Genomic DNA, 25,106 nt, shown 5'->3' on the forward strand with positions numbered 1-25,106 from the left:
GGGACTAGTTTCTCTTCGCCTGATTTTTGATAGCTTGCTGTGCTTTAGTTTGCTTTTTCCACTGACGACGCTTTGCTATAGCGGTAATGACTTCAGAGCCGATATGCTTCTCACCGCGAGCTTTGGCTAACTGAACCTGACGTTCGCGCTCAATGTAACGCTGGCGTTGTTCCGGCGTTTGTTTATCGTAGCAATGTGGGCAGCTAACACCTTTCTCATACTTCTCATGCTGCATTTCTTCTTCCGTGATTGGCATACGGCATGCATGGCACTGATCGTACTGCCCTTTCTTCAAATCATGGTCTACAGCCACACGATTATCAAAAACGAAACACTCGCCTTCCCACAGCGTTTCCTCTTTATCCACTTCTTCTAAATATTTTAAGATCCCGCCTTCTAAGTGGAACACATTCTCGAAGCCTTGCTCTTTTAAATATGCAGTCGATTTTTCACAGCGGATACCACCGGTACAAAACATCGCGACTTTCTTATGCTTTTTAGGATCTAAATTTTCTTTGACGTATTCAGGAAACTCACGGAAAGTTTCTGTTTTCGGATTTACAGCACCTTTAAAAGTACCAATACCCACTTCATAATCATTGCGCGTATCGATTAATAAAACTTCAGGGTCTGAGATTAGGTCATTCCAGTCTTTAGGCTTGACATAAGTCCCCACCACTTCTTTAGGGTCGATACCTTCAACGCCCATGGTGACGATTTCTTTTTTTAGTTTTACTTTTGTGCGGTAAAACGGCATAAACTCTTCGAAAGACTCTTTATGATCAAGCCCAGCCAAGCGCTCATCACTCTTAATCCAAGTTAGAACATTATCAATGCCTTGGCGTGTGCCAGCGATAGTACCGTTTATACCTTCTTGCGCTAGTAGCAAGGTACCTTTAACTTCATTATCGAGCATGACATCCAGTAATGGTTGACGGATTTCTTCAAAGTTTTCGAGAGTTACGAATTTATATAGGGCGCAGACAACAATAGACTTTTCGCCTGCTTTAGGTGCAGATATAGACATATTCAATTTTCCTCAGCTTTCTGGAACGTAAATCCAGTGCAAATTTCAGGCGGAATTGTAATGGAAAACTAAGGCTTTGTGTAGTCTTTGTGGTTAATTTTCACTCAACAAAACGTTTTGACTAAAGGAATCAATACGGCAAGTTTCATTAATACCAAACACTATGTCCCTGTTGTTTTAACCAAATTTCAGCATTTTTATAGTCAGGGCAGTATGATTCGACCATGCCCCAAAAGCGTTTGGAGTGGTTTAAGTGCTTTAGGTGGCTTAGTTCGTGAATTATGAGATAGTCGATAACGTATAACGGCGTAAGCAGAATAAGCTGGTTGAGTTGAACCATGCCCTTTCGCGTGCAGTGCCCCCATTGGATTTTAGTTTTTCGAAAACGAACTCCGCTTAGTTTCTTTTCCAGCCCCATGATTTCTGCCCAGGCTTGAACTTTTTGTGGCAAGCTTTCTTTGGCGTGGTTTAATAACCAACGATCCATTTGTTTTGCGATTGAACTCGGCGATAGGTCTTTGTTACGGATTAGAAACTCGCTATCGCTAAGGGTAATTTTGTTAGCGCCTTGACTAACGCGAATAACAAGCGGCTTGCCTAAAACGCTAATAAGTTGCCCGTTTTCCAGGACTAGGCGTGATTGATGCCATTCTGCTTGCTCAACGAGCTTGCGCGCTATCCATTTGGCTTTTTGATAAACAAATCCTTCAATCCAATCGTCAGGAGCTTTTTTAGGCGCTCTAACTTTTACTCGGTTATGGTGAACCTCGATTGACAGCGTTTTACGATCGCTTCGGATTACTTCATAGTCAAAGTTTTCATAATCAAAGCTCTCTCCATCAAAACTGTCATAGTTCAAACTGTCTAAGCTTTTTAATTTCATTATCTTAACTAGTGGGTATCGGCGATTTCATTAATCACTAACTGCCCTGAGGCAAGCAGTTTCTTTTGGCTGGCGGTGAGCTTTTTTACTTTAATTTCGGCTTTAAGCGCCAAAGATTTAGAGCTAAACTCGGTATGGTAAATCATGGTAAGAGGCTGACGACCACGCAGATATTTTGCACATCGCGGGCTGTTCGACTGATGCTCTTCGAAGCGGCGCTGTAGATCATTGGTGATCCCTGTATACAGCGTTTCGTCCTTACATCGCAAAATGTATAAGTGCCACTTTGGTGATTCTTGCTCTGACATGTTCTTACTGGTCGTCATCGGTATATAAACGCCCGGCTCTAATGAAGCGAGGTTTGAAGTATACATTTTCAATCGAGCTGACACTAACCTTTTTGCCGCTAGAAGGTGCATGAACAAAACGCCCATGGCCTATATAAATTCCTACATGAGATGGCTTGCCGTTGATTCGATAGAAAAGTAAGTCGCCGGGCTGTAAGTCGCCTTTAGCCACTTCGTCAGAAGCTGCTAGCTGCGCATAAGAAACGCGAGGCACCTGCTCGCCGACTTTAGTATGAGAATAATAGACTAGCCCACTACAATCAAAGCCTTGTTCAGGGTTACTGCCACCATAACGATAATCCACCCCCACCATAGCTTCAGCGATCTGGGCTATTGTTAGGCCTTTATTACCGCTGTGTTGAATCTTTGAAGTGTTTATAGACTTAGTACTTTTGCTCGATGACTTTGGTGTGCTGGCACAACTGCTTAGCAGCACAGCTATTACAGCTAACAGTAAGCTTCTATATAAATAATGTAGATGGGTGCTTTTCATGAGCTTAGACTAGCACGAGAAAACTGAATTTACACTAAACGCGGGCTAATTTCGGTATGCACGACACGCCTGCCATCCAGAACTTGTTTCAGGATCTTGTCAGTATAAGTCATAAATTCAAGCTAGGTCCTGAATCAAGTTCAGGACGACAATATAAAAAATCAACTAATAAATGGGTAGGCTAACTGGAGCTTCTTGTAATTCGGCAAACTGAACGCGCAAGTCTAGAATTTGCTCTTGCCAGTATTGAACTGAGCCAAAGTATGGGAAAGCATGCTTAAACGCTGGATCGTGCCAACGACGCGCTAACCAAGCGCTGTGGTAAATCATTCGCAGAGTTCGTAAGCATTCAACCAGCTGTAACTCGGCAACATTGAAGTCGCAAAACTCTTGATAGCCTTCAATAATTTCAAGTAGCTGCTTTTGTTGCTGATCACGCTCACCAGATAGCAACATCCACACGTCCTGTACCGCAGGCGCCATACGCGAATCATCTAAATCGACGAAATGTGGGTTATCATCACGCCACAGAATATTTCCCACATGGCAATCACCATGCACTCGAATATAACGTTGCTGACCGGCTTTTTGCCACAACTCATCCACTAACTTCATGACGTCGCGCGCTAAGCTTTCGTAGGGCATTTTCACTTCAGGTGGCAAGGCATGCTCGATAATATAATCTATGCTGTCATTGCCATAAGTTTGAGGGGTTAGATCAGGACGCTCGGCATAATCCTTGGCCTGCCCTACTTTATGAATACGTCCCAGAAAACGGCCAAGCGTAAATAAACTATCAAGGTTATCCAGTTCAGGTGCATGACCGCCTTTACGCTCAAATAAAGCGCAGTAATACCCTTTATACTCGAAGAGACTTTCGCCCTGAGTGACCATCGGAGCGACCACTGGAAGCTCCTGCTCTACTAATTCAAAGCAAAACTCATGCTCTTCTAGAATCTGAGCTTTTGTCCAACGGTTCGGACGATAAAACTTTGCAATAACAGGATCTGACTCTTCAATCCCAATCTGTAAGACACGATTTTCGTAACTGTTTAAAGCAATAGCACGACCATCCGAATAAAAACCTCTTGACTCGACCGCATCTAAAATGAAGTCTGGCGTCAGCGCCGCAAAAGGCTTTTCTTTAGTCATGCTATTTTCGTCAGTCAATGTCTATTAGCCGCCTAATTGGTCATCTGCAACAAAATAGCGAGGATCTTCAGCTGCATTTCGCTCAACTAAATTACCCGCTTTTTTCAGCAACTTAATGCAGTCAGGGCTTAAGTGTAACAAGTGGAGCTTTTTTCCCGCTTTTTCGTAACGTGCCGCTAAGGAATCAATCACTTCAACACCTGAGTGATCCCAAACCCGTGACTCTGCAAAGTCGATATAAACTTCGTCTAAATCGGTACGCGCCGTAAATTGCTCGGCGAAATGTGTTGTCGAGCCAAAGAACAAAGGCCCACGGACTGTATAAAAGGCTTTCCCATCTTTTTCAGTACGGCGAACTCGTACACGCTTAGCGCTTGTCCAGGCGAAAACCAGTGCCGATAGGATCACACCGACAAATACCGCCATCGCTAAATCTGTAACTACGGTGACTACCGAAACCACAACCAAGACGAAAGCGTCGTGGCGCGGAACTTTACGCATAATACGGAAACTAGCCCACTCAAAGGTGCCAATAACCACGATAAACATAACGCCAATCAAGGCTGCAACTGGAATCTGCTCAATCCAGCTTGAAGCGAACAAGATAAAGGCCAGCAAGAATAGCGCTGCGGCGATTCCTGAAGCACGTCCACGACCGCCCGAGTTCACGTTAATCAAACTTTGTCCGATCATGGCGCAACCGCCCATACCACCGAAGAAGCCGGTCGCAGTATTGGCCAAACCTTGGGCGAAACACTCGCGGTTACCTTGTCCGCGTGTTTCGGTGATTTCATCAATCAAGCGCAAGGTTAATAAAGACTCAATCAAACCAATCGCTGCTAGCACCACCGCATAAGGCAGAATGATTTTGAAAGTTTCAAGGTTTAAAGGCACCGACGGAATGTGGAATTCAGGGAAACCACCGCCGATACTAGCGATATCACCAACTGTTTTAGTTGGCATATTAAAGCCAAGAACCAACGCTGAAACGACCAAAATAGCCGCCAATGAAGCAGGAATCGCTTTGGTAATTTTTGGCATGATATAGATGATAAACATCGTCAACAGCACTAGACCGAGCATCAAATAGAGCTCAGAGCCCTGCATCCAGGCCACGTCGATACTAGAACCTTCGAGGAAAGTACCGTCCAACCAGCTTGGAGCATTTTCGTCTTTAACGCCGAACTGCTTCAATTGCGCTAGGAAAATCACAATCGCAAGACCATTCACAAAGCCAAGCATTACAGGGTGTGGCACCATACGGATCAATTTACCCAGTTTCATCCACCCCGCGAGCATCTGGATAATGCCCATCAAGACCACTGTGGCAAACAGGTATTCCACACCATGATCGGCAACTAATGCCACCATAACTACGGCTAAAGCGCCCGTAGCACCAGAAATCATACCGGGACGGCCACCAAAAATTGCCGTGATTAAACCCACCATAAAGGCTGCATAAAGCCCTACTAATGGATCAACATTCGCGACAAAGGCGAAGGCAACAGCCTCAGGCACCAAGGCCAGAGCCACCGTTAAACCTGACAATAAGTCATTTTTCAGGCTAGCTGTTTTGTTTACTAATAAATCAATCATGTTTCATACCGAGCAGATGAACCACCCCAGAACGGGGTTAGACAAGGCGCGCATTCTACAGAAAAGACTACTCCATCACAAATAGCAACTGAATCAATGGCGCCCTTATGAAATCTAGATTTTATCCGGTGTTAGACGCTTTTCGCTACCCATTGAAGCGGTCAGGACTTTTTTCATGGCTTCACTCGGCGACATGTCCAACTCCTTGACCTTATCCCTTGGCATAAACAGGGTAAAGCCACCGATTTGATAACTCATGGGGATGTAAACCGCTATCAGCTCTGAACGTTCGCCAAGCTCAACATCTTCGCTGGTGACAAAGCCAATCACTTCTGCGCCTTCTTGAACCTCAACCAAAACAGCTTTTTGTAGCTCTTCTTTCTCAGAAGGTGATAAAAAGCGAACCATATCGTTAAAGGCGCTATAAACCGCACTGACAACTGGAATTCGCTCCATCAGTCGGTTAAGCCCCTTGATAATCAACTGCCCCAAGTAAAACTTAATCAGTAGCCCAAGGCCGAAAATTAAAAGAATCCCTAAAATTAGACCAAGGCCCGGCCAATACATGCTGGCTGGCATCACCAACAATAGCAGCTTACTTAGGTAAGTTTCTAAAGTGGTTATTAACCAAACGATAATGGCTATGGTTAAAACAATAGGCAGGATCGCAAAAAGCCCCTGTATAAAAATTTTACTTAATGTTTTCATAAATGGTGAGTCATTATTCCTTTTCTGCAAAATCTTTAAATTGTTGCATGTAGCACTTAGTTTGTTTTGGAAAAGCTTTCTTCATAAAAAAGCCCATCAACTTCATGCCGAAGCTTGTAAACTGAAACTCGTTGATCGAGCTCCAATGAGTCTGATCCGAGCCAACCGCTTTAAAGTGGTTTTCCACTCGATTAAATACCCCATTTGTTTCATAGGTTCCTGTAAACTCTTGTGGCAGGTTTCGCGTTTCAATAGTTTCTATCATTTCGCACTTTCTTTTACCCATCAAATAGACCAGTTTCGACTTTGCGCCCGGTTGCCCCTCTTCGCCACTAACATGCTCAAAAGACACCAGCTCAGGTTGCCATTCTTTTAAATTATCGGGGTTATCAAACAAAGCCACCACTTCATCCACCGGCTTATTGATAATGATATCTAACTCATACTTCATGGGTGACTCCTATGTACTAACGCATTGATAATGCTCAGTCTATAACGCCCCACCCAGCAATCCTAGTAAAATTTAGTCATGTTTTTGCTTGTAGGGGCTGTGTGCTAAGTAGTCAATGCAACGCAAATCCAGCCAATCATTTTCGCGATTTACAGCGTCGGTGATAGCCTCGCGGAATTCCGGGCGACAGACATAATGCAACGAATGGGTAAACACCGGCATAAAGCCGCGCGCGAGCTTATGCTCGCCTTGTGCACCTGGCTCAAACACCTGCAAGCCTTCTTTAATCGCGTATTCAATGCCTTGGTAATAACAGGTTTCAAAGTGTAAGAACTCAACTTCCTCAAAACAGCCCCAGTAGCGCCCATAAAGCCTAGACTCTGAGCGCATGAAAAAAGCCCCGGCAATAGGCTTACCTTGGTGTTTAGCGAATAATAATAAGGTTTGCTTAGGCATCGATTCCGCACAAGCCCTAAAGAAATAGTTGGATAGCTGGGCCCAGCCCCCTTTTTTATCGAAAGTGTTGCGGTACATCTTATCGAATAGTTGCCAATCCTCGGCTGTCGCACTATCACCATCGAGCCATTCAAAAGTCCAGCCGCTATCCTCTTCTAAAAAAGGCTTACGCTCACGAACGATATTTTTACGCTTCTTCGCCTTAAGGGAAGCTAGAAAATTCGCAAAGTCTGAATAATCATGGTTGTGCCAATGAAACTGAATATCCTGGCGGCGAAGAAAAGAGTCAGACTGCAACGATTCAGTCGCAATAGAGTCACAGACTGCGTGTGTTAAGAAATTAAGGTGCCAACTACTCATACCGCTTTGCTCCACCCAGCGACAGGCCGCATCAATCAAAGCAGGCGTGTTTTCAGGCGCTAAGCGACTTAATAAACGAGGCCCTGTAACCGGCGTCATCGGTACCGCTGTAAGCGCCTTAGGGTAATAATCTAGGCCATGTCGCTGATAAGCGTCCGCCCAGGCCCAATCAAACACATATTCGCCATAAGAGTGGCCTTTGATGTAATTAGGCAACACAGCAACCAGATCGTCCCCTTGATAAAAAGCTAAATGACAAGGTTGCCAGCCGGACTCAACACAAACCGAGCGAGTCGATTCTAATGTCTTAAGAAATTCATATTGAATAAAAGGATGATCTTGCTGGTCTTCGGGTAAAGCTTTTAAAAGCTCACTCCATGCTGTAACAGGAATTTCGCTAAGCTCAACAACCGGTTTTAAACGAATATAATCTGACAAGGTAGGTGACAGTTAAAAAACGATGAAATGATTGTAACGAAGGGCCAAATTAAAGCCAATAAAAAACCCGAACGCCGTGATGGGGGTGACGTTCGGGTAGGGTATTTTGGGGTAATACCTAATGAAACGACTTTTTTAGATAACTTTTAGAAAAACGTAACGACTAGCGCCGATACCAAAACTACAGCTATAATAGCAACTAATGCACTTTCGATATGTTCACTCATAACCATCTCCTATTAGATTAAGACTGTGAATGTTTAACTTGGTGCCTATTATAAGCATTAAATGTTACAACTATAAGACAAACTCACAGGACATTTACTAACCATTAGGATAAGTAAAACTAATAGAATGCAAATATGAGATGAAAATGAGGTATAAACCAATCGAAAGCTCAAAAAAGCGTGTTCAAGCCCTCAATTCAACCTATAAAACCTTCCCTAATGCCCCTTTAAGCCTCTCCGTGATGCAAAAATGACTTTAGCGAGGAATTGGGTGAAAAAACAAAAAAGCCGCCCTAGAGCACAAATAGGCCGCTGTAGAGCTTTTTGAGCGAAGTAGATTTAAGTGAAGCTAATCAAGGCGGGGCAAAATTTCTGCTTAATTCATTACTGAATAAACAAATAAGGCATAAACAGAAAAGCAGGCCGTAGCCTGCTTTTTAATTTGTTGGAAATTCCTTGTTAACGGAAAAACCACAATTTCCTATCTGTCCGAGTAATCTATTCCAGAAATTGAATTTTGTCAAATTTTGAGGTATTACTACAGCCATAACAAATAAAAGGGAAAAGGATACAATGAAATATAGACTTGGAATCGACATGGGTTCTACCTCTCTTGGCTGGTGTGCCGTAAAATTAGATAACAATAATCAACCCTACGATATCATCGATATGGGAGTTAGAATTTTCCCAGATGGTCGAGACGCTAAAAGTAAGCAACCTCTTTCTGTAACACGCAGAGAAAAAAGATCTGCGCGACGTAGAAGAGATAGATATATTGAAAGACGCAACAAACTATTAAACGCATTGATTAAATATGGCTTGATGCCAAAAGACAAAACACAGCGTAAAAATATTGAACTTATTGATCCTTGGAAAGCTCGAGCAGAGTCTGCTATCAAACAAGTTCCTCTCTTTGAATTAGGGCGAGCACTATTTCACATCAATCAACGTCGTGGTTTCAAAAGTAACCGCATACTCGATGATACTTCAGACTCTGAATTAACTGGCATGAAAGGAGGCATACAAGATCTCCAAGAAAAGCTCAACGGCCAAACGGTAGGCCAATTTTTATATGAAAAGCATAACAACAAAGAAACGGTGAGGCTTAGACCTAACACTGTGAAAGGTAAAAATGAGTGGGACTTTTACATTTCTAGGGAAATGATGGAGCACGAAGTTAAAACTATTCTGACATACCAGTCAAAGTTTTATCCAGAGATACTGACATCTGAAATCCAGCAAGAGCTAACAGATATCATTATAGAGCAACGCCCTTTAAAAATACCTGAGCCTGGGTGGTGCACCTTGATTGAAGGAGAAAAAAGAGGACGACAAGGTTATCCAGAAATACAAAGGTTTAGGATTTTTCAGGAAGTCGCAAATTTGCAATTAAAAAAATACACTCCCGATGACCCAGAGCTTACAAAACAGCAAAAAGATATCATTTTAAAAGAATTGACCACTAATTTTGCTGAAGTTAATAAGAACGGGCTTCTAACCTGGGCAAAAATTAAAAAACTCGCCAACCTGAATCGAGCATCTTCATTTAACCTCGAAGAACTTGGCCGAAAAGGATTAAACTGTGATCTAACAAGCTTTAAACTTTCTGATGATACAGCCTTTGGAGCTGAATGGTTTGAGCTCGACCTTGCAACACAAAATCAGGTTGTGGATAAAATTGTAACTGTTGCCAACAAAAATGATTTGAAAAGCTGGCTATCTGATAATTTCGATTTAAGTGATTCCAAGCTAAAAGCCATTGGAACTGCAAAACTCCCGCAAGGTTACGCAAGCATAAGCCTCAAAGCCGCGGAAAAAATAAATCCACATATGAAAAGTGGTTTAACGTACGACAAAGCTTGTAAGAAAGAAGGTATAGACCACAGTCAGTTCCACACCGGTGAAGTTTATAACGATGGTGACCTCCCCTACTACGGGCAACTCCTTCAGCGTTATGTGTTAGGTGGAGACCGCTCTTTAGGTAAAGACGCAACACCAGAAGAATATTACGGGAAAATAAACAACCCAACTGTTCACATAGCTTTGAATCAATTAAAAACAGTTGTAAATGCATTAATTAAGCAATTAGGTTCTGCTCCAGAGGAAATACACCTTGAGCTAGCAAGAGAGCTTCCCCTTGGTGCAGAGCAATACTCAAAGCTTGAAAGGGATCTAAGAAAAGGCCGTGATGATAATGAACGAATTAATGAAGAACTTGAAAAGCTTGGGGTAGTCCAAAACTACCAAAACAAAATGAAATATAAACTTTGGGAAGACCTCGCGGAGTCACCGAATGAGCGCTGCTGCCCTTTTACTGGTGATATAATTTCATCACATGATATTTTCAATTCAGTTTATGAAGTAGAGCACTTACTACCTTTTTCGCTAAGCTATGACGACTCACGAGCAAATAAAGTCCTATCGCATAGAGATGCCAACAGACTCAAAGGCAATCAATCTCCTTATGAAGCTTTTGGCCATAGTCCCGAGGGTTACAATTGGGATGAAATCATTGCCCGCGTAGAAAACTTTGCTAATAAAAGCAAACGCTGGAGATTTGAGCCAAATGCATGGGATAAATGGAAAGGTGAAAATGGTGACTTGTTAGCAAGGATGCTTAATGACACCCGCTATATGACCCGAGTAGCTAGAGAATACATGACCTATGCTTGTCATAAAGATAAAGTGGTCGCTGTAACAGGACAGTTAACATCAATGTTAAGACATCATTGGGGTTTAAACAGCCTAATTAGTGAAGATGATACTAAAGACCGTTCGGATCATAGGCATCACGCCATTGATGCTTTGGTCGTAGCTTGCACAAGCCGCAATACTCTCAACAAAGTGTCTAAAGCATCTAAACGCGCACACGATACAAGCAAATTGCTAGAAAAGCTCGAATACCCTTTTCAAGGTTTCGAACGTCCTAAAATTCAAAATCTTGTAAATGATATCGTTATCTCTTACAAACCAGATCATGGAAAACCAAACGGTTCAACCACAATAGGCTCATTACATGAAGAAACCTTTTACGGTCGGATTTCTGATGGCAGGAAAAAGAACACTGGAATCTATGCCACGCGCAAACCATTCCTAAACATTGAAAATAAAGAAAAGAAAGTCTTAGAAGTAGCTAACAGAACAATTAGAGACGACTTATTGGAGAAACTCTCCACAAAACCAACTAACAAGCAATGGCAGGACTTTTTAGCGCAGTACGCTAAAAAGCATAATGTACGCAGAGTTAGAGTTCATATCGAAAAGTCTGATGATGTCATGATTCCAATAAAGGATAAGACCGGCAAGGCTTACCGCTATGTTCAAGGCGGGAATAACTATTGTGCTGATATCTGGTGTACCGACAAGGGTAAAAAAGCAGGGAAATGGCAATCTGAAATCATTTCCATGTTTGATGCTCATCAGCCAGACTTCACACCTCAGTGGCGTAAAGGTAACCCTACTGCCTGGCGCGTTATGCGACTACAAATCAATGATATGGTGGCTTATGAAGAAGAAAATAGAACAATCATTGCGAAAGTAAAAAAAGTAACTGGCGGTAGAGTTTATCTAAGAAGCCACCTTGTAGCCAAAGAGGAAAAAGATAAGCTAAGCTGGGCGGCGTCACCAAGCAAACTACAAGAAAAAAATGCTCGAAAGATATTTGTTGACGCCTTAGGTAAGGTCAAAGATCCAGGCCACGCTCGAAAAGCCCATAAAATTAAAAAGGAGTAGCTATGTCCACAAGGATATTAGAGATCACTCAAGATAACCGATATCTCTCTATCCATCGAGGGTTTATCGAAATCAAGGAATCAGGGGACCTAATAGGTAAGGTCCCCATAGATGATATTAACAGTATTATCGGCTCAGCCCACGGGCTAGTTTATAGCCAGAGCCTATTAATGGAACTTGCGAAACGCAATATTCCTCTTGTCGTATGCAACCAAGCCTTTGTTCCCGTTTCTGTCTTATGGCCTCTAGATGGTCATTACAATCAATCTGCAAAGATTGACAACCAGCTAAAAGTAACTCAGCCACTAAAAAAACAACTCTGGAAATCGTTAGTGAGTCAGAAGATTTTTCGCCAGGGGCAAACGCTTGAAGTCTTAGGGTTACCCGCCGGCGCTTTCTACCAACTCAGCAAAAAAGTTAATTCTGGTGACAAGGAAAACCTAGAAGGTCAGGCCGCAAAACGCTACTGGCCTCTTCTTCTAGGCAAAGACTTCAAACGCTACCGTACAGGTCCATCGCCAAATAACTTGCTCAATTATGGTTATATAGTCTTACGTTCGGCGACAGCCAGGGCGGTTGTTGCCGGCGGACTCCATCCATCTATAGGTTTGTTTCACCGCAACAAAAACAATCCGTTTCGATTAGTCGATGACCTTATGGAGCCCTTCCGTCCGTTTATTGATTTACTGGTTTGGAAGTTACATTTACAAGAAGGCATAGATGAACTTACTCCAGACATAAAGTCGCGCCTAGTATCCATACTATCCGTTGAGCTAGAATCTAACGATTTTACAAGTTCTTTGCTTAACCATATACAATTCTTAGTACGCTCGCTCAATAAAAGCTATGAAGAAAAAAAAGTTTTGTTGCAATACCCAAACCCTAGCCTATTAAACCTACAAGCAATTTTAAATGGATAAGAGTAAGTTTAGACTTATGTGGCTCATGGTTATGTTCGACTTGCCAGTAACGGAAAAGTCAGAAAGAAGATCGGCAACGCAATTTCGAAACTTCTTGTTAGACGAAGGATTCGAAATGTCACAGTTTTCCGTTTATTTCCGCTTTATTGGAGAAAAAGAGCGAAGCAAGCCGATTGTAAAGAGGATAAAAGAAGCTTTACCCGCCAATGGAAAAGTTAGCATACTATTTTTTACCGACAAACAATTTAGCGATATCTTGTATTTTCACGATAGAACCCTTGTCGAAAATGCTGAAATACCAGATCAGCTAGCCCTATTTTAGCTCCTTTTTTAATCTTAAAGGCATGAAAAAGCCCCTAAAATCAGGGGCTTAAAGGCACATAGAGTTTATCAGATAGGAAATTGTGCTTAAACCGCAACAATAGCTTTCTCACCCTTCTTTTTGCCGATAGTTTATCAGATAGGAAATTGTGCTTAAACCGCAACTACTGTTAACATCTATCCCATAAGGCGGGTAGTTTATCAGATAGGAAATTGTGCTTAAACCGCAACGATACTTGCAAGCTATTTATTTTCACTTTTAGTTTATCAGATAGGAAATTGTGCTTAAACCGCAACGAAAGCGATACTATTTAGTGGCCATGTGCTAGTTTATCAGATAGGAAATTGTGCTTAAACCGCAACAGTCCTGCCATTCTATAATTAGATCGAAGGAGTTTATCAGATAGGAAATTGTGCTTAAACCGCAACATAGCTGAGTTGCTTGGCGTTCCTGCTACTAGTTTATCAGATAGGAAATTGTGCTTAAACCGCAACTAGAATAACTCCTTTATCGTCTCCCCTAAAAGTTTATCAGATAGGAAATTGTGCTTAAACCGCAACAATGGATGGACGCAGGATTGCCATGAAAGTAGTTTATCAGATAGGAAATTGTGCTTAAACCGCAACTCTGATTCGGTTTTGGCGTGATAAATTCCAAGTTTATCAGATAGGAAATTGTGCTTAAACCGCAACGATCCCCTACTTATATCAAAAGTATTAATAAGTTTATCAGATAGGAAATTGTGCTTAAACCGCAACATAAGTGCCGACACCGCCACCATGATGAATAGTTTATCAGATAGGAAATTGTGCTTAAACCGCAACGAGTGGTCACTATGCGACCCTAACGCATGGAGTTTATCAGATAGGAAATTGTGCTTAAACCGCAACAACAGTCCAAAAGCGGGCTACTTCTCAGTAAGTTTATCAGATAGGAAATTGTGCTTAAACCGCAACGGAATCAACTTGGACGCTAAAACAATAAAAAGTTTATCAGATAGGAAATTGTGCTTAAACCGCAACATATTAACTGCAACACAATATATGTACGTTAGTTTATCAGATAGGAAATTGTGCTTAAACCGCAACGTCGGCAACTTAAACAACGCTTCATTCCCCAGTTTATCAGATAGGAAATTGTGCTTAAACCGCAACCACCCTGCTAGGTCTATAGAATCAATTCGAAGTTTATCAGATAGGAAATTGTGCTTAAACCGCAACCCTCAGTGTCTAACAGGGTCATGTTCCAGGAGTTTATCAGATAGGAAACTGTGCTTAAACCGCAACCACGTATTACCAGCGTGGGGAGTTAACTCAAGTATATCAAATAAAGAAAATAATTATACAGCTGCTTTTTATCAGATGGTTAAGCAAAAAAGCCGCCCTAGGGCGGCTTTAGACCATCAAATGACGGTTTGATTATCTAAGCTTTCGATTAACTCTCGTTAGCGTCGATTAATCCACGGCTGATCATTAAGTATTTTGGATCAGCTTCTTTACCACGGAACTTTTTGTATAACTCGATCGGATCTTGTGTACCGCCTGACGATAAGATGTACTTTTTGTACTTTTTGGCAGTTTCTTTGTCGAAGATACCGTTTTCACGGAACGCTTGGTAAGCGTCGGCAGCGAAAATTTCAGACCAGATGTAGCTGTAGTAGCCCGCTGAGTAACCACCACTCGCACTTGAGAAGATGTGGTTGAAGTAAGTGGTACGGTAGCGAGGTGCGATTTCAGGAATCAAACCAAGCTCGTCCAAAGTCGCTTTTTCGAATGCATTAGCGTCTTTAAGCTCTTTGCCGTCAAGCGTGTGCCATGCCATATCAAGCAATGCTGCTGCCATGTACTCAGTAGTGGCAAAACCTTGGTTGAACTTAGAAGCTGCTTGGATCTTGTCGATAAGCTCTTGTGGAATCACTTCGCCTGTTTTGTAGTGCTTAGCGAATTGCGCTAGTACTTCTGGCTCTAACATCCAGTTTTCAAGTACCTGCGATGGGAATTCTACGAAATCACGAGGAACCGAAGTACCGGTTTGTGAAGGATAGACGCCATCAGACAGTAAGCCGTGTGCCGCGTGACCAAATTCATGGAACAAAGTGCTCGCTTGGTCAAACGTTAATAACGTTGGCTCGTCGCCTACCGGACGTGGGTAGTTTAATACGTTTACGATGATAGGCTTAACAAACTCACCGTCTTCAGTAACGAACTGCTTACGGTATGAGTTCATCCAAGCACCGCCACGCTTACCGTCGCGCACATAGTGGTCAGTTAAGAAGATACCAATTAACTCGCCATCATTATCCGTCACTTCGAAAGTACGAACATCGTCGTGGTATTTAGGCAGGTCAAAGCGCTCTTTGAAGTTCATGCCAAATAAACGGTTCGCTGTGTAGAACACACCTTGTAACGTGCTTTCTAGCGAGAAGTATGGCTTAACGGCTTCTTCGTCTAGGGCGTATTTTTCGTTACGAACTTTAGCCGCATAATAGCGCCAGTCTGAAGCTTTAAGCTTGAAGTCTTTACCTTCTTTTTCGATTTGCTCTTGCATCAAAGCACGTTCAGCTTTCGCCTGCTCTAGGGCTGCTGGCCATACTTGGTTTAATAGCTCATAAACGTTTTCGCCGTTCTTCGCAGTGCGCTCTTCTAAAACGAAGTCAGCGTGCGTGGCGTAGCCTAGTAACTGTGCTTTTTTAGCGCGTAACTTGGCTAGCTTAGCTGCGATTACTTTGTTGTCATTAGCATTGTCATTATCACCACGGTGAGTATAGCCATGATACATCTTCGCGCGTAGCTCTGGCTTTTCAGAGTACATCAAGAAAGGTGTTTTACTAGGACGGTGTGTGGTGAAAACCCACTTGCCTTCGTGACCACGTTTAGTCGCTGTCTCAGCCGCCGCATCGATCAAACCTTGTGGCAAGCCAGCGAGATCTTCTTCGTTGTCTATTACCATTTCCCAGTAATTGGTTTCAGCCAATACGTTCTCTGAGAAAGCTAGCGCCAATTCCGTCATTTCTTTGTTAAAGTCACGGAGCTGCTGCTTCTGTTCTTCGTTTAACTTAGCACCACCACGCACGAACGACTTGTAGTTATCTTCTAATAGACGCATCTGATCTTCGCGCAAACCAAATTCGTTACGTTGCTGATAAACCGCTTCAACACGCTCGAATAACTTTGGATTTAAGCTAATATCGTCGCGGAAAGCCGATAATTTTGGGCCCACGTCTTTTTGAATTTCTTGTAGCTTAGGATTGGTGTTGGCTGAAGTCAGGTTAAAGAATACGCTAGAAACTTTGGTTAACAGCTTACCGCTGTATTCCATTGCTTCGATAGTGTTCTCGAACGTAGGTGCTTCTGGGTTATTAGCAATAGCGCCCATTTCAGCGCGTGCTTCTGCAATCGCTTTCTCAAACGCTGGGCCATAATGCTCATCTTTGATTTGGTCAAAAGGCGGCATACCAAAAGGCGTATCCCACTTTTCGAAGAACGGGTTACCACCTGTGCTAGCGGAGTCTTTCGAATCTTTAGCACCGTCATTATTAATCATTTGCGCCTGATCCGTTTGTGCTGGCTTAGTCTCTGCTGCGCCAGTTTCTTTTGCTGAATCATCACCACAGCCAACGGCTAATACTGCCGATACAATAGCTGCCCCAAGAGTCAATTTTTTCATATCTATCTACCTATAGTTCTAGTATTAATACTTGCAACTGATCTTTTATACGTGGTCTATACTTAATAGGCAAGACAGACCAGAGCTTACAAGCTCCAAAAGTGTAACAATTTTCAACAAAGACCTGTCTAAAGTGGCAGCCCCCCCTGAATTGGCAATAAAATCCAATACAATCAAAGACATATCAGAAACCTAGAGAGTTAAGGTTTCTTGCTCTTTTGTGTGCTTATCGATCATCGCTTGTTGGCGATTACGCGTTTTGAGCATGACCAAAATCGATGCAAAAACCAGCCCTGCACCCGCTAAAATTACCCATCGAGAGCTAAGGATACTTAAAGGCCCACCTAGACTCGCCACCAATACGTTAGCCACACAAAAAGTTGTGGTTTGAAGCCCCATGACCTTGCCCTGCCCTAAATGGCCAAAGTACTTCGACAAATAGGTCGGCACCATGCCGTTGGCTATGGCGATAAAGACACCAATAGTTGCGAATACAAAATATACTAGATCCATTTCAATGAACGGCTGGCCAATAAAAGACAGGCATAGCAAGCTTGAGCCGACGATGATTAACTTAATTTCGCCATATCGAGCATTCAGTTTATCGACAAAAAAGCTACTAACGATAATCATACAGGCGGTTAAAGCCACCGTCGCCCAAGCAATTGTTTTACTGCCCTCATCGAGGTAATCAACAAACCACACAGGGTAAAAGTCATAAAAAGCGTTCAATCCCATGGTGTACAAAAAGTAGAACCAGAAGATGGGTAATATATTTTTATCTTTAAGTAGCGTTAAAGAGTTATTACGACGAATCACCGTCCAAAAGTGTAACATGCTGGTATCTTTGGCCTCTTGACTTCGCTCGATGGTGAAGAATACCAATACTAGTGCTACAGCAATCCCCGCGGCGGCGATTAAAAACACCGAAGCCACGCCATAAACCACCAAGAAGCCACCAGCGATAGGCCCAATCATCCAGCCAGCATAGTTCGCCGCATAAGACATCGAAATCGCTTTAGTCCGCTCTATATGGGGGTGTAGCTCAGCCGCAATCGCCCGCGCAATCGACATATTTCCTTCGCAAACGCCAGTTAGCAGCCTCGCTAAACTAAAGGCGATGAATGATTCGTAATAAATTGCTAATGCCGTCAATACATAACCGACGGTGCTCCCAAACAAAGTAATCAGTAATACCTTTCGGCGACCATAGCTGTCAGATAAAGCACCCACAAAAATATTGCCGATGAGAAGCCCTAACGGATAAAAAGCGAGCGAGAAACCCAGTAGAATTTTGGGGTGAATGCCCATAAAGTGGGTTAAATCATTCGGCGGTGAATCTAAGAAGTATGGCGCTAGAACGGGATAAGGCAAAGCTATTCCTGCAGTTCCTAACACAGAAAGCAACATAACACTGGTGAGTACCCATATTGCTTTTTGTCTAGTCATTGAATAGCCCGAATGTAAGGTTGATATTGAGTGTCAGCAATCATAGTCCACCGGTAGAATATATAAAGCGCTTTCGTCATATAAATACCCAATCAGTCCATAGATTTAAGCAATCCAAGAAGACTAAGACCAACCGCATCAATAGAACTGTTCTGCCTATAAAAAAAGCAATCCTTACTTCACAGACTTCTACAAAACCCTTTGCTATAGTGAGGGAGTCTTTTAGACGAAAAAAGGAGGTTTTTTTATGTCACGCTTACTCTATCAGGCCGATCATCTTAAGGAGTTGGAAGATACCTACGATGACCTTCGAATGACCGGAATTGCGGATGATCATCTCCACGTCATCGCAAAAAAACAAGGGCGAGTCCTTCGTCGAGGTCTTAACGCGGCTAATCACTGGTATAAAACCGATATTCTTAATGGCGCAAGCAAAGGGGCCATTTTCGGCTTTGTCACAGCAATTATCTTGTCGTCTATTCTCCTAGCCACTGACTCTTTTAATGATGGTTTCCAAGCTTTTGGTGTCATAGCTACAATTGTGCTACTAACAGCGTTTGGCACTTGGTTCGGCGCATTCATTGGTTTGCAGTCTCAAAACCACGCACTGAAGCAGTTTTATCATTTAGTGGATGAAGGTAAGTATCTATTACTTATTGACTTAACGCTAGCAGAAGAAGACACGATTAAGCTGGTCATGGCGACTAGACACCCTGAGTTGTCGCTATTAAGTACTAACGCTGAAACAACGATTCCATTAAAAATAATGCAACGTATGCATTGAAGCTTTATGTAATCGCGTGAATAGTTTGAATGGTTAGCTATAACTCGTATAGCTTGACCAACAAGTACTTATGTCTATGGAAATGTCTACTGTCTGAGTAAATCTGACTGGCCTTTAATGAAAAACAACGGACTACCCGCATAAACCAGTTAGGGATAATCATTTACTTCTTACATTACAAAGCTTTTACTTAGCCAACGCAGAGTTTATTATCAACCCATATACACCATTTGGGGAAATCAATGATATTAAAATCTATTAAATATGCACTGCTTTGTTCGCTACTGCTCGCCACAACTTCAAAAGCTGCTGATCGTGTGACCGGTGAGATGCACGCCACACGCTCCGAAGTAATAGCGCCTCACGCTATGGCAGCTACCAGCCAACCGTTAGCTACACAAATTGCCTTAGACGTTATGAAAAATGGCGGTAACGCTATTGATGCAGCGATTGCAGCGAATGCTGCTTTAGGTCTTATGGAGCCGACAGGCAGTGGTATCGGTGGCGATTTATACGCAATTTTGTGGCACGAAAAAACCCAACGACTCTATGGATTAAATGCATCTGGTCGTTCGCCTAAAGCGCTGACTTACGAAAAGTTAGAACAAGAGCTTGAAGCTCTGGAGCGTGACGATCTGCCTCCCTATGGCATGTTACCAATCTCAGTGCCAGGCGCGGTTGATGGTTGGTTTGAACTCCACCGTAAGTTTGGCGAAATGCCAATGGACAAAATTCTCCAGCCCGCTATCGATTATGCTGAGAATGGATTTCCAGTCTCAGAGCTAATCGCCTACTATTGGGATAGAAGCGTTCCTCGACTGAGCCCACAACCTGGCAGTTTTAAAGAAACCTTTACTATCAATGGCAAAGCTCCACGCGAAGGGCAAATGTTTAAAAACCCAGAGCTTGCAAACACCTACAAGCTACTCGCTAAAAACGGTCGCTATGCTTTTTATCAGGGTGAAATCGCCAAGAAAATTGACGAATTTATGAAAGCTAATGGTGGATATTTACGCTATGAAGACTTAGCCGAGCACCGCTCAAACTGGGTTGAGCCTTTGGGTGTTGAATACAAAGGCCATACTTTGTGGGAATTGCCACCGAATGGCCAAGGCATCGCAGCACTACAAATGCTACAAATCTTAAAAAACTTTGACTTAGCTGAGATGGGTTATAACTCGACTGAGAGCTTACACACTATGGTCGAAGCGAAAAAACTGGCTTTTGAAGATCGCGCCAAATTTTATGCCGATATGGATTTTTCAAAACAGCCTATAGAACAGCTGATTTCTGAAGAGTATGGCAAGAAGCGTGCTGAGTTAATCACTGAGCGCGCCGCTAAAACGGTTCAGGCTGGTAACCCTAACCTGATTGAAGGTGACACCATTTATTTAACAACAGCCGACAAAGACGGCAACATGGTCTCTTTAATTCAAAGTAATTATCGGGGCATGGGCTCTGGAGTTGTGGTGCCAGGTTTAGGCTTCGTCTTCCAAGATAGAGGTCAGCTTTTTTCAATGGACAAAACACACGCCAATGCTTACGAGCCAGGTAAGCGCCCTTTCCACACCATTATTCCAGCATTCGTGACTAAAGATGGTAAGCCATACATGAGTTACGGTGTGATGGGCGGCGCCATGCAACCCCAAGGCCACGTACAAATTCTTGTCAACATGATTGATTACGGTATGAATTTGCAAGAAGCTGGAGACGCTACCCGCTGGCAACACATGGGCTCGACCGAGCCAACCGAAAGCCAAGCGAAGTATTTAACCGATGGCGGCTATGTCGAGATTGAGTCTGGAGTCTCGGCAAAGGTTTTAAGAGAGTTACAACAAAAAGGACATGACGTACGGTTCGGTAATGGCGGTTTTGGAGGTTATCAGGCCATTATGCGCGATCACGAAGAAGGTGTTTATCGTGGTGCGTCGGAGTCTCGCAAAGATGGTCAGGCAGCCGGTTATTAAACTCTCTAAATTCAAGCGAAAAAAAGCGGTTTCTTTAAACCGCTTTTTTTATTTAGGCTACTTGCCCTTGCCTAGCGTGACTTTGGGTTAAATCACTTTCACCACGCTGCTTAATAGACTCCGATAAGGACAGCTCCATAATATAATCATCCATAATAAAGCCTGCACCAATATCCTTTTCAACGCTATCAACCGTTTTGAACCCTATGTTTTTATAGACTTCGATTGTTTTAGAGTTGAACTTATTCACCGCTAAGCGAACCTTCTTGGCAGATTGCTCCAGCGCTTTAGAGGCGATATATTTTATCGCTTTTGTTCCAACACCGTTACCACGTACTTCCTTGATAACATAAATTTTATTTAAAAATAATGCATCGCTTTCGAAGTGATAGCTAAAGTAGCCTACGGGATGATTCTTTTCAAAAAGTAGATAGTAACTGGCACCATCATTTAATTGTCGTTTTATTGCAGGGCATGACTGGTATTTGGCAAGCATATAATCTACTTGCTCTTTACCGATGATATCAGGGTAATGCTCTTGCCATATTTTTGTTGCTAACATCTCAACTAATGTAATATCACTAGCTGATGCCACTCTATTAATTATTGTGTCTTCCATAGATTCATCCTAACTGAACACTGAGGTTTAACGCCGCCAATGATACTTCAATGATTAATATTTTCTTGTTAAAAAACGACTTTTTCCTAAATATGTCTAACAGTTCAAATTTTCTAATTCATTCCTGCATTATGTAACCTGAGAAATAGTATTTTTGCATTGTTTAGCTTCAAGTTTCGCCAAATATTGATACAAACGGATACTATTTTTTCTTTGTTTTGCGATTCTTCTTTTTAGCTCGGCACCATAACCAAAACCATACTCCACTTAAGCAAACCCAAAGCAGAGACACTCCACTTATAACCACTAGAGAAAAATACAACCAACCACCCACTTCCCCAATGTGTAACGGGTAAATTTTATGGGATAGCTTTGTGCCCAGAGTTTGATTTCTATAATCCACGACCTCTGACAGTTTGCTAGTTCCTGGCACAAATCCCACATAACTTCGACCGTTTGGGTGCCACTCTTCGGGCAGCTTCAATCGAAGGCGGTCTCTATCGAGGTAGATCATAATAGTTTGCGCATCGGGTAACAGCTTCTGCATTTCCCTAATCCTCGTTAACCAATCTGAGGGCAGGCGTTCAGCTCTTTTATGCTGTTCTTCGAGCTGACTCTTATAGTTAACAACCGTTTTAGGCACTTGCGGAAATAAAATATTAAGTCCGGAGTTAAAGCTAGCACTATAAATCATTCCAATACCAGTTAGCACTAATAGGAGCATTGGTAAGAACAGCACAACACTTAAGCTCCGATGCGACTGCCAAAGGGTTTGCCCCCATTTCTTTTTAGTCGGGCGAGAAAAGGTTATGGCAATGTCACGTTTCTTAAAACGACCTTTAGGCCACCACTTGATTAGCCCAGTAATCATGACAATCAGAGCCAAAAGTCCAAGGATACCCTGTAGCTCTTCGCCAAAGTCATCTAGCAAAAGGTGGTGATGAAACTCTACAAACCAACTGATCCAGTCGCCATACCTCGGTCGGTGCAGCAGTAAGTCGCCTTCTGGGGAGTAATACAGCCGTCCTCTATTATCGTCTATTGACTCAATCCAAGGATGCAAATCCGTCGGTACAAACGCGTACCGTTCTTGCTCAGATAAAGCACCGGACTCTAGCACTCGAATGGCCTGTTGTTGATTAGCTTTATCCTGCTGCTCTAATTGCGGATACTGTAATTTCAGCAGCTCATTTTTATAAAGAAGTAGGGTTCCTGTTAGAGTGACCAAAAAAAGCCAAAGGCTGAGCGCAATGCCCAGCCATTTGTGGATCTTGGTCGAAATTTTCTTCACTGTCATACCCAATAAGGCCTAAAACCTTACCAAGCGTACTGCCAGTTTAGACGTACCGTACGCCCACGCCCCATGAAGTTTCGAGTATCATGAGCTGCAGTTTGCGCGTAGTAAGTGAAGTACGACTCGTCGAGCAGGTTCTCGATTCCTAATGTAAAATCACCAGCTTTTTGAGTCATTAAATTAACGGTGAAATCTAAAGTAGAGTATCCGTCAAAGTTGTTTACCGACTCGGCACCAGTGTAAATATGACGGTCGAAGAAATGATTCCACTGCACACGACTATCAACATCTGAGCCCCAATTTTGAGTCCAATAAAGGTTTGCTCGACGTGGAGAGATATTACGACCGCCTAATTTTGTATCCACCAGGCCGTCTTCATCACTATCAAACTCACCATCGTTGTCGGCATACATAACACCCAATAAAGTATCCGTTGATAACGCATACTCAGTAGTCACTTCAAAACCTTGGATTTCAGTTTTTTCGCGGTTAACTTCAAAGATGCCATCAGAGTTTGGCGACAAACGAGCGCCTAAATCCGAAGTTGATTCGAAATAACTGGCTGCGAAAGTTAGGTTATCACCAAAATACTCAACACCAATTTCATTGTTATCGGTCAACACAGGTTCAAGGTTTAGGAATGTATTTACAGACTGGTTCGGCTCACTTATCCCGCGCATTACCCTTCCAACATCAGCCATGCTAAAGCCTTCAGACATGCTAACAAAACCCCGCCAGTTATCGGTAAATTCGTAAACCACGCCTAAATTAGTCAGAAGTTCATTGAACGAAGGATCCCCCCCTTCAACAAAGTGGCCACCATAAGATGCCAAGGTCGTGAAATCATCAACCTTTAATTTGCCATATTCATAACGCAAACCAGCATTAAAGCTCCAGTCGCCCGTATTAAAACGTGCTTGGACAAATGGCGCCCAGTTTTCAAATTCTGTCTCAGGAACCCACTTACGCTTAGTTTGAGCCAACTCTTGGAAAGTACGATCGCGCAGGAAGTCTAAACCGGTTGTAATATCGATATTCGAGTCAGCGACTTTTAACCAGTTCAAGGTTATGCGCGAACCAAGTTTGTTCGAATCATTGCGTGACTGATCATATAAGTCGCTACCGTAGGCAGGATCTTGGAAAGTCGCGAAATTACCGCCACCGTAGAGTGCTGAGAAGCTCTGAGAAAATAGCTGCCAGTTCAAATCTGCACCCAGCCAATCTGCATCGCTGTAATTTAGGCTAGCAGTAGTCACTTCATTTTCAGCAGGGTCAAGCTCCAATTCGCCACGGGCAGAAATTGTAGGAATACCATTCTCGCGATCGCCTCCAATTGAAATGTAGTCACCATTCGAGGCAATATCCAGGTGATTTATCATAAGTTGTAGCTGGCGCTCTCTATCAAATTGGTATACGGCCTTACCAAAGAAATCATAACTACTAGAATCCATGGTGTCGCCTTGTGTGGTATCGACGCCGATTAACTGACCGTCACCATCAACGTACATCCCCGTTTCGCGCAAATGTACGCCACCAACAAACTGCCACTGGCCTTCACCATGAGATACTAAATACCCTGCGTCATAGGACAATCCTTCCGAACTTTGGCTTGTTGGCGCCGAGACACCTGCAGTTACTTGATGTTGAGTCCCTTCTGTTGCTGATTTTGTAATGATATTAATGATACCGCCGCTAGCACCCATCCCTTGAATGGCACTCGCTCCATGAATGACTTCCACACGCTCAATCAACATGGGATCAATTGTATACCCAGAACGCGAGCCATTACGCAAAGGATTCGACTGCGGAACACCATCAATTAAATATAACGGTGTGCGTCCGCGGAAGCTCTCCCCTGAACTGGTGAGCTTTTGACGCGATGGGCTGTATGAAGGTAGTAGGTTCCCCAAAATATCAGATAAGGAGTTACTCACTGAAAGCTGCTGCTGGATTTGCTCACTATCGATGATAGTAACCGTTGCCGGAACAGCACTTTTTTGTAATGGCGCGCGTGTAGCCAAAACCACAAGGATTTCATAATCTTTAACGGCTTCTTCAGCCTGAGAATTTGCAGCTACAGTAGTAGCTAAGATACTAAAAATTGCAGAAGATATTATTGATTTTTTCATTGGCATTCACAAATCAGGAATTAAGGCGCGAATGATAAAGCTTCTCATTTGCGATTCCAACCCCTTTTTTTGAATATTTATTAACT

General features: G+C 42.9%; 19 protein-coding genes and 1 CRISPR repeat array. Of the genes, 5 read left to right on the top strand and 14 right to left on the bottom strand.

The features are described 5' to 3' along the window. Positions 1–4: 4 nt before the first annotated feature. The 9 genes from trhO to ABD128_RS10950 all read right to left on the bottom strand — a co-directional run bounded on the left by trhO (position 5) and on the right by ABD128_RS10950 (position 7,911). Positions 5–1,027, bottom strand: a complete 1,023-nt coding sequence (gene trhO, locus ABD128_RS10910; protein ID WP_343990197.1) for an oxygen-dependent tRNA uridine(34) hydroxylase TrhO — start codon at positions 1,025–1,027, stop codon at positions 5–7. A gap of 148 nt (positions 1,028–1,175) precedes the next feature. Next, entirely contained in the window at positions 1,176–1,910 is a 735-nt protein-coding gene (locus tag ABD128_RS10915) for a M48 family metallopeptidase (RefSeq protein WP_343990200.1), read from the bottom strand. Between the two features lie 8 nt (positions 1,911–1,918). Beyond that, the gene (locus ABD128_RS10920; protein ID WP_343990203.1) at positions 1,919–2,236 is read right to left on the bottom strand and encodes a GIY-YIG nuclease family protein; all 318 of its coding nucleotides are present in this window, start codon (positions 2,234–2,236) and stop codon (positions 1,919–1,921) included. Beyond that, positions 2,223–2,750, bottom strand: coding sequence for a C40 family peptidase (locus ABD128_RS10925; RefSeq protein ID WP_343990206.1), 528 nt, complete (start codon positions 2,748–2,750; stop codon positions 2,223–2,225). The genes ABD128_RS10920 and ABD128_RS10925 overlap by 14 nt, the downstream gene beginning before the upstream one ends. Before the next feature lie 165 nt (positions 2,751–2,915). Then, positions 2,916–3,902 (bottom strand): serine/threonine protein kinase, encoded by a 987-nt coding sequence (locus ABD128_RS10930; RefSeq protein ID WP_343990208.1) that lies wholly within the window; start codon positions 3,900–3,902, stop codon positions 2,916–2,918. A 24-nt stretch (positions 3,903–3,926) separates the two neighbouring features. Continuing rightward, a complete protein-coding gene (locus ABD128_RS10935; protein WP_343990211.1) occupies positions 3,927–5,498 on the bottom strand; it encodes a SulP family inorganic anion transporter in 1,572 nt (523 codons plus the stop codon). Between the two features lie 114 nt (positions 5,499–5,612). Beyond that, positions 5,613–6,206: a DUF502 domain-containing protein gene (locus ABD128_RS10940; protein WP_110201456.1), complete on the bottom strand. Its 594-nt coding sequence runs from the start codon at positions 6,204–6,206 to the stop codon at positions 5,613–5,615. A gap of 13 nt (positions 6,207–6,219) precedes the next feature. After that, complete coding sequence (locus ABD128_RS10945) at positions 6,220–6,657, bottom strand: SRPBCC family protein (RefSeq protein WP_343990219.1); 438 nt, start codon at positions 6,655–6,657, stop codon at positions 6,220–6,222. A gap of 72 nt (positions 6,658–6,729) precedes the next feature. Continuing rightward, on the bottom strand, positions 6,730–7,911 hold the full coding sequence (locus tag ABD128_RS10950) for a GNAT family N-acetyltransferase (protein WP_343990222.1): 1,182 nt from the start codon (positions 7,909–7,911) through the stop codon (positions 6,730–6,732). An 800-nt stretch (positions 7,912–8,711) separates the two neighbouring features. Between ABD128_RS10950 and cas9 the strand changes: the two genes are divergently transcribed. From cas9 to cas2, 3 genes are read left to right on the top strand one after another with little or no spacing between them, the layout of a single operon-like run. After that, positions 8,712–11,870 (top strand): type II CRISPR RNA-guided endonuclease Cas9, encoded by a 3,159-nt coding sequence (gene cas9, locus ABD128_RS10955; RefSeq protein WP_343990225.1) that lies wholly within the window; start codon positions 8,712–8,714, stop codon positions 11,868–11,870. Positions 11,871–11,872: 2 nt separating this feature from the next. Next, positions 11,873–12,790, top strand: coding sequence for a type II CRISPR-associated endonuclease Cas1 (gene cas1, locus ABD128_RS10960; protein WP_343990228.1), 918 nt, complete (start codon positions 11,873–11,875; stop codon positions 12,788–12,790). Further along, positions 12,783–13,112: a CRISPR-associated endonuclease Cas2 gene (gene cas2 / locus ABD128_RS10965; RefSeq protein ID WP_343990231.1), complete on the top strand. Its 330-nt coding sequence runs from the start codon at positions 12,783–12,785 to the stop codon at positions 13,110–13,112. The genes cas1 and cas2 overlap by 8 nt, the downstream gene beginning before the upstream one ends. Positions 13,113–13,174: 62 nt before the next feature. After that, positions 13,175–14,398: direct repeats of the CRISPR family, unit length 36 nt; unit sequence AGTTTATCAGATAGGAAATTGTGCTTAAACCGCAAC. A 148-nt stretch (positions 14,399–14,546) separates the two neighbouring features. Here cas2 and ABD128_RS10970 read toward each other — a convergent pair. Both ABD128_RS10970 and ABD128_RS10975 read right to left on the bottom strand, forming a co-directional pair. Then, positions 14,547–16,778, bottom strand: coding sequence for a M3 family metallopeptidase (locus ABD128_RS10970; RefSeq protein WP_343990234.1), 2,232 nt, complete (start codon positions 16,776–16,778; stop codon positions 14,547–14,549). 192 nt (positions 16,779–16,970) lie between these two features. After that, complete coding sequence (locus tag ABD128_RS10975) at positions 16,971–18,227, bottom strand: MFS transporter (RefSeq protein ID WP_343990237.1); 1,257 nt, start codon at positions 18,225–18,227, stop codon at positions 16,971–16,973. 247 nt (positions 18,228–18,474) lie between these two features. Between ABD128_RS10975 and ABD128_RS10980 the strand changes: the two genes are divergently transcribed. Beyond that, positions 18,475–19,011, top strand: coding sequence for a hypothetical protein (locus tag ABD128_RS10980; protein WP_343990240.1), 537 nt, complete (start codon positions 18,475–18,477; stop codon positions 19,009–19,011). A gap of 242 nt (positions 19,012–19,253) precedes the next feature. After that, the gene (ggt, locus tag ABD128_RS10985; protein ID WP_343990242.1) at positions 19,254–20,978 is read left to right on the top strand and encodes a gamma-glutamyltransferase; all 1,725 of its coding nucleotides are present in this window, start codon (positions 19,254–19,256) and stop codon (positions 20,976–20,978) included. Between the two features lie 52 nt (positions 20,979–21,030). Here the strand turns inward: ggt and ABD128_RS10990 are convergent, their stop codons facing one another. The 3 genes from ABD128_RS10990 to ABD128_RS11000 form a co-directional block, all read right to left on the bottom strand. Then, positions 21,031–21,597, bottom strand: a complete 567-nt coding sequence (locus ABD128_RS10990; RefSeq protein ID WP_343990245.1) for a GNAT family N-acetyltransferase — start codon at positions 21,595–21,597, stop codon at positions 21,031–21,033. A gap of 202 nt (positions 21,598–21,799) precedes the next feature. Then, entirely contained in the window at positions 21,800–22,894 is a 1,095-nt protein-coding gene (locus tag ABD128_RS10995) for a PepSY-associated TM helix domain-containing protein (protein ID WP_343990248.1), read from the bottom strand. Positions 22,895–22,914: 20 nt separating this feature from the next. Then, positions 22,915–25,020, bottom strand: a complete 2,106-nt coding sequence (locus ABD128_RS11000) for a TonB-dependent receptor (protein ID WP_343990251.1) — start codon at positions 25,018–25,020, stop codon at positions 22,915–22,917. Positions 25,021–25,106: the final 86 nt, after the last annotated feature.

Origin of the sequence: Kangiella japonica (assembly GCF_039523535.1) — a bacterium.
GTDB lineage: Bacteria > Pseudomonadota > Gammaproteobacteria > Enterobacterales > Kangiellaceae > Kangiella > Kangiella japonica.

Excerpts from the sequence above, each read along its gene's own strand:
- ABD128_RS10940 (WP_110201456.1), bottom strand. The coding sequence starts at position 6,206 with ATGAAAACATTAAGTAAAATTTTTATACAGGGGCTTTTTGCGATCCTG.
- cas9 (WP_343990225.1), top strand. The coding sequence starts at position 8,712 with ATGAAATATAGACTTGGAATCGACATGGGTTCTACCTCTCTTGGCTGG.
- ABD128_RS10945 (WP_343990219.1), bottom strand. The coding sequence starts at position 6,657 with ATGAAGTATGAGTTAGATATCATTATCAATAAGCCGGTGGATGAAGTG.
- cas1 (WP_343990228.1), top strand. The coding sequence starts at position 11,873 with ATGTCCACAAGGATATTAGAGATCACTCAAGATAACCGATATCTCTCT.
- ABD128_RS10915 (WP_343990200.1), bottom strand. The coding sequence starts at position 1,910 with ATGAAATTAAAAAGCTTAGACAGTTTGAACTATGACAGTTTTGATGGA.
- ABD128_RS10920 (WP_343990203.1), bottom strand. The coding sequence starts at position 2,236 with ATGACGACCAGTAAGAACATGTCAGAGCAAGAATCACCAAAGTGGCAC.
- trhO (WP_343990197.1), bottom strand. The coding sequence starts at position 1,027 with ATGTCTATATCTGCACCTAAAGCAGGCGAAAAGTCTATTGTTGTCTGC.
- ABD128_RS11000 (WP_343990251.1), bottom strand. The coding sequence starts at position 25,020 with ATGAAAAAATCAATAATATCTTCTGCAATTTTTAGTATCTTAGCTACT.
- ABD128_RS10925 (WP_343990206.1), bottom strand. The coding sequence starts at position 2,750 with ATGAAAAGCACCCATCTACATTATTTATATAGAAGCTTACTGTTAGCT.
- ABD128_RS10980 (WP_343990240.1), top strand. The coding sequence starts at position 18,475 with ATGTCACGCTTACTCTATCAGGCCGATCATCTTAAGGAGTTGGAAGAT.
- ABD128_RS10935 (WP_343990211.1), bottom strand. The coding sequence starts at position 5,498 with ATGATTGATTTATTAGTAAACAAAACAGCTAGCCTGAAAAATGACTTA.
- ABD128_RS10970 (WP_343990234.1), bottom strand. The coding sequence starts at position 16,778 with ATGAAAAAATTGACTCTTGGGGCAGCTATTGTATCGGCAGTATTAGCC.
- ggt (WP_343990242.1), top strand. The coding sequence starts at position 19,254 with ATGATATTAAAATCTATTAAATATGCACTGCTTTGTTCGCTACTGCTC.
- cas2 (WP_343990231.1), top strand. The coding sequence starts at position 12,783 with ATGGATAAGAGTAAGTTTAGACTTATGTGGCTCATGGTTATGTTCGAC.
- ABD128_RS10930 (WP_343990208.1), bottom strand. The coding sequence starts at position 3,902 with ATGACTAAAGAAAAGCCTTTTGCGGCGCTGACGCCAGACTTCATTTTA.
- ABD128_RS10990 (WP_343990245.1), bottom strand. The coding sequence starts at position 21,597 with ATGGAAGACACAATAATTAATAGAGTGGCATCAGCTAGTGATATTACA.
- ABD128_RS10995 (WP_343990248.1), bottom strand. The coding sequence starts at position 22,894 with ATGACAGTGAAGAAAATTTCGACCAAGATCCACAAATGGCTGGGCATT.
- ABD128_RS10975 (WP_343990237.1), bottom strand. The coding sequence starts at position 18,227 with ATGACTAGACAAAAAGCAATATGGGTACTCACCAGTGTTATGTTGCTT.